Source organism: Falsiphaeobacter marinintestinus (genome assembly GCF_007923355.1).
Lineage (GTDB): Bacteria > Pseudomonadota > Alphaproteobacteria > Rhodobacterales > Rhodobacteraceae > Phaeobacter_A > Phaeobacter_A marinintestinus.
In genome coordinates this window covers 1-4933 of the sequence record NZ_VOGO01000031.1, presented here as the reverse complement: position 1 = coordinate 4933, position 4933 = coordinate 1, and the positions used below count along the sequence as shown (strand labels likewise).

Below are 4933 nucleotides of genomic sequence, written 5' to 3'. Positions count from 1 at the left end.
GAGGCCATCATCCCGATGGATCAACGGCCAATCATGCACTAACTTTTAAAATGGACCACTCAAGTGGGGCTGCTCACGGGTATCACAAGCTTTGTGCAACAGAGCCGCTTCCTGAGTATATCAGACCAATTTGGCTGGTGGAAAGAAGGCATTCGCTGTGTGCAGGTAGTTTCCCGTCCTAAACTTGGAGAACGGCCCCGAGCATAATGTTCATCTAGGTGTTTCATCCCGGATGATCACATAGTCCCTCGTCGGTCGGCGCTTTTCATGGCACGGTCTGTTTTGAGCGAGGCGCAGGATGGGAGAACGACATGCTGATCAAGCTGCACAGCCGAGCGACCACGACGCCGAAGATCAGAGCGGCGATCCAGCCGAGCGACGAACCAGCTTGGGTTCTTGCGGAGCGCAACGGGACGACGGAGCAAACCGTTTGGAAATGGCGCAAGCGCGACAGCGTTGCAGATCTCAGCCGTACGCCGCACCGTCTCCAGACGGCACTGACACCAGCTCAAAAGGCCGTTGCGGTGGCGTTGCGCAAGACGCTTCTGATCTCGCTCGATGATCCGCTTGCCGTGGTGCGCGAATTCCTGAACCCGAACGTCTCACGTTCGGGTCTCGATCGCTGTCTTCGCAGGCGCGTTGTAGGCAACCTGCGTGACCTGCAGGCCAAGGTGGCACGGCCAAAGCACAGCGGCTTCAAAGCCTATGAGCCCGGATACATCCATATAGAGGTGAAGTATCTGCCTCAAATGGCGCATGAGACCTCGCGGCGTTACCACTTCGTGGCCATCGACCGCGCGACACGATGGGTCTTCATTTGCGTTTTCAAAGCAAAAATAGCGGCCAACGCAAGACGCTTTCTTCGCGATCTCGAGCGCACATGTCCGATCCGCATTCGCACGATTTTGATCGTCAACAGCAAGGAGTTCACGGATCGCCTCTTCGGTTTTCGCAAGCGTGCTGCGAGGGGTAAGCACGAGTTCGACAAGCTCTGCGTTGACCTCGACTTCGAGCACCGCCTGACCCCTCCGAAGTCACCCCAGACCAATGGTATGGTCGAGCGCTTCAACGGACGGGTCGAAGAAGTTCTTCAAAGCCATCACTTCCGATCTGGCGAGGAGCTGGAAGACACGCTGCACCGCAATGTCTGGCTCTACAACCAACAACTCCCGCAATCAGCCTTGGGCAGCAAGTCGCCCTTGCAGGCGATGAAGGAATGGCACAAACTCAAGCCTAAACTGTTCAAGCAACAGCCATACTACCTACCGGGATGTGACAGGTAGCGAGACAATAAGCGTTGTATGACTTTCACAGGTCCCTTGCGCCAAAATCAACCGAAATTGTAAAGCCGCGATTACCCTGCGAAAAAATCCCAGCTGCAAAGTTCAGTGACTGACCGGAATTCCGGTTACCACGAACTCAACAAATACCGCGTCCATTTTGAGCGAGTAATCCGTTAAGTGACTACCTCCAAAATCTGTCGGAGGATAGTTTGTTTGTTTGTTAAATTTCAAAGACCACTCACCCTCCGGATTGCAGTTCCGAAATGCTTGTCGGGTGCTATCGTACTCTCGCATAGGTGAGTAAATTGACATTGCATCCATGAAATCATTTGAGAATCGACTTTCGTCGATATCGACGTGATTCATTTTCGGAGGTGTAAGTCTCCCGCCATGCATGACGTTGTTTAATTGATGAACCGCAATGCTCAATTCGCTGCCAGAAACACTTCCAGGCGGGATAGACGTATCCCACCAAAAAACTTTCGCTGAAACAAGCATCACATCTCGCAAGCCTCCGAATACTTCAATCAATTCTCCAGATTTATCCCGTACAGTTGAAAATCTGACGATTTCCCCATCATTCAGCGCCTTCAGTTCTTCGCTCAATAAGTTCGGTGAATCTGTCTGTGCAACGGCAAAGATAGACCTCAATTCTATGCGCCCTGACTGTTCGCGGTCTACCGCAGCGCTAACTTGCCTCGCCCAGCCTAACAGTTTGTCTGCGTACCCTGTTCCTTCGTCTCCTTCCTGGGGATCAGTCAAAGAAGGGAACATCGAAAAATTGATCTCATTTCCATCTTGATCAAACATCTTCGGGTAAACGATTTTTAATCCTTCGTTTGCCAAAAATAAGAATCTATAGGCTTCGCGGAGGTTCTCCTTCAGAGATGCTCGAAGTGTGGAAATCCGTTCTCCAATATTGAGAGCTGAGCCAGGAATTTCGGCTTGAGAATTTCTTGCCAATGCAACATCAAATCGTGTCTTCAGAATTTTTCGACTTTTCTCAATGGAATTCCTCTTGGTTGCCGCCAATACCGAAACCCTTTCTGCTTCGGCGATGGCTTTTCTTTTCTCGCCCTCGTTTTTGAAAAGCTCGGCGGCATCAATCATTTTCTTTGCAAAATCGAGATCTGCTTTCACCTGCTGTTCAACTGGACCGTCCGGGGCAAGTTCAGCATTGGAGTTGACAAACTCATACGCAGCAATCCAACGATCAAGCACGTCGTTAAACATCCTAAGCGAAAGCTCCATTGCATCATCGCGAATGGCCAATGCTCTCACTAGGTAGTCGACACCGCTATGCAGCAATTCATCATAAGCCAGAAGATTGATAGATCCTACATCAACGACCCGACTTGCACTCCAAATTTCTTGGATGATCTCCCTCTCAAGAGACCCTAATTCCGCCCCCAGTGCCTTGGGGTTCTTTATATTCGGAAGAAGTTTTTTCAGTTGGCTCTCAGTAAACAGTCTCTCTGATTGAGGAAATTCCGTTGTCACAAATTCTTCGTCTGGCCTGGCTGTATTCGCAATGATCAACTCAACATCGCGACTAATATTTGAAATTGAATCAACTACATTTTCCAGATGTTCTTTCATTCACTTGTCCCATTCGTGGTTTCTATTCACTTTAAATACTCGTAAGAATATTATCTGAATGACGACGGCCAATTAGAAGCATTCAAATTGGGTTGCTGGGCAAACTTCGACCTCATCCTGACGAATGTCCGTTTCTTCCGTGATTGGCGCTTCCTGAGCACTTGGTTCGAGATTTTCTTTGACTTCAGCTTTGTTCCGGCGTGGTTTTTCCGTTTCCCCCCGTCCGGACGTACCGTCAGCTATTCTTTTTTCTTCGTTTTTAATTCGATTCTTGTTGTTCTCCAGTTCATTCCTGTGTCGTTGCGTTAGGCTAGCTGTCTCATCGTCAAATTTCCGGGCCATTCCCGATACCGGTATTTTTTTCCATCCATCCGTTATGTACCCATTGTCGTCGATGATATGGGGGTTTGCGACTGATGGTTTCGAGGCATCTTTTAAAGCATCTATTCCTACGTCGATAGCCCATCCGTATGGTGTCATTGACTTCACTATGTATTCCGCAAGGGTAAGAGGAGCTTGAAAAAATATTTCGTGGTGTAATTTCTGAAGGTCCGGCTTAACGTATTCACCATTGGGTCCAATTATTAGGCCCACATCCGGCTTTATAGGTCCGGCTGCCGATATGCTTGGTCCGCGGGTGCTTTTCTGAAAATCGATCTCGCCCAGTTTTAGCAATGTTGAACGAATGTATGACGGCCCTGTGGCAGCATAGCCTCGCGATTTTTGCTTGCTTGGTCTGAATTTTTGGCCCCGTATTGCGGTTATGTTAGCACTGGTTTTTTTTGCTTCTGCGCCCCCGGCGATGCCTTCCACAGCACCTATAACCGAAGTTGCGCCTGCCAAAACAAGGAATTTTCGCCTGGTCAAATTAGATAGATCGAATTTTGTTTCAATATGAGCGGCAAACGACAGTCGTGAAGACGAGTTGCGCAAAATGATCTAACCTTTCTTTTAGAAGAGAACCCCAAGTGTAACACCATCGTGCTCAGTTTTACGCTGCTTTGTGCGCAGGTCAAGGTTTTCGTGCGTGTTGCGCGGTGTTCCGGGCACCTCGCGCCTAGATGTTTCATCCGGGATGATTACATAGTTCGCGTTACAATAGGCGGCAAGGAACTGGCCCCATCTTCTCTCAGTAAGTACACGGACGTGTCTCTCAGAAACAAAATGCTGGACTTGGATGAGCCATGGTTTTCGATCAATTTGGCCACGCTTGATAACGAGCTTCAAAACGCCATAGCCCAAAACAAGATTGACTACGATGACGTCTCGCAAACAATAACGTACTACCCGAAATTAGAAGGCATGGTGCGGAAGAAAAAATTCTAAATTCAATTGTTGGACTACATGTAGCGAATGCTCGTCCTCTTCCGAGAGGTTCATCGTCTGCATTATTTAGTAAAGTGCTTGAACTACGCCACCCTTGTCGAACCTTCAGCAAGCTTGATCAAGCGACCCTAATTGTTTTCTAGCGATAGCGACTGGCTGGGCCGATTTCCTTGGGCCTTAGAGCCGCTATCGCTCTCCGGGCATTTAGCAGGAAAATCCGCGAAACGTGACTTTGTCCGCGTCGTCATCGTGCAAGTGCGGCGAACGACAGGTTCGACGGGCCGCAACGCAGCATGGAGGTGTAGCGGCCAACGACACCTCATGGCCGATCACGACCAAAATGATCGGGTGACCGGACTGTGCACGCCCGGCCACCCAGCTCCTGTATCAGGAGTGTCGGGTAGGTATTTCGCGACAATCCAGACGCGTTTGCAGCCAGTCCAGCACCTCATCCTCAACCCATCCCACCCTGTTAGGGCCCAGCTGTACCCGCTTGGGGAATTGGCCTGCCTTCTCGAGGCGTGCGACGTGTTGCGGTTGAGCCTCCCCCTTTGAAGTGGTCCGCCCCTATGATTAGGAAAGCGGAGGATCAGAGATGGCCATTAAAAGACCCAAGCCCGAAGAGATTGTCGTGAAGTTGCGGCAGGGTGAAGTTCTGATGGGGCAAGGGATGCCCCGGATTGATGCGATCAGACAGATCGGAGTGACGGAACAAACCTATTACC

Annotated in this window: 3 protein-coding genes and 2 pseudogenes; 2 read left to right on the top strand and 3 right to left on the bottom strand. The window is 49.9% G+C overall.

Annotation, left to right across the window (positions count from 1 at the left end; all coding sequences use genetic code 11):
- The first annotated feature begins 311 nt into the window (after positions 1 to 311).
- Complete coding sequence (locus FOY56_RS23165) at positions 312 to 1283, top strand: integrase core domain-containing protein (protein ID WP_146348517.1); 972 nt, start codon at positions 312 to 314, stop codon at positions 1281 to 1283.
- 102 nt (positions 1284 to 1385) lie between these two features.
- On the opposite strand, the gene FOY56_RS23160 is transcribed toward FOY56_RS23165, so the two are convergent.
- The 3 genes and pseudogenes from FOY56_RS23160 to FOY56_RS24030 form a co-directional block, all read right to left on the bottom strand.
- Positions 1386 to 2882 carry a hypothetical protein gene (locus FOY56_RS23160; RefSeq protein ID WP_146348516.1) on the bottom strand — a complete coding sequence of 499 codons (1497 nt, stop codon included), beginning with the start codon at positions 2880 to 2882 and terminating at the stop codon, positions 1386 to 1388.
- A gap of 72 nt (positions 2883 to 2954) precedes the next feature.
- Complete coding sequence (locus FOY56_RS23155; protein ID WP_146348515.1) at positions 2955 to 3815, bottom strand: hypothetical protein; 861 nt, start codon at positions 3813 to 3815, stop codon at positions 2955 to 2957.
- Positions 3816 to 4595: 780 nt separating this feature from the next.
- Positions 4596 to 4721 (bottom strand): annotated as a pseudogene (locus FOY56_RS24030) (helix-turn-helix transcriptional regulator); the annotation flags it as partial.
- An 82-nt stretch (positions 4722 to 4803) separates the two neighbouring features.
- Between FOY56_RS24030 and FOY56_RS23145 the strand changes: the two are divergent.
- Positions 4804 to 4933: pseudogene (locus FOY56_RS23145) on the top strand (IS3 family transposase); the annotation flags it as partial.

Excerpts from the sequence above, each read along its gene's own strand:
- FOY56_RS23160 (WP_146348516.1), bottom strand. The coding sequence starts at position 2,882 with ATGAAAGAACATCTGGAAAATGTAGTTGATTCAATTTCAAATATTAGT.
- FOY56_RS23165 (WP_146348517.1), top strand. The coding sequence starts at position 312 with ATGCTGATCAAGCTGCACAGCCGAGCGACCACGACGCCGAAGATCAGA.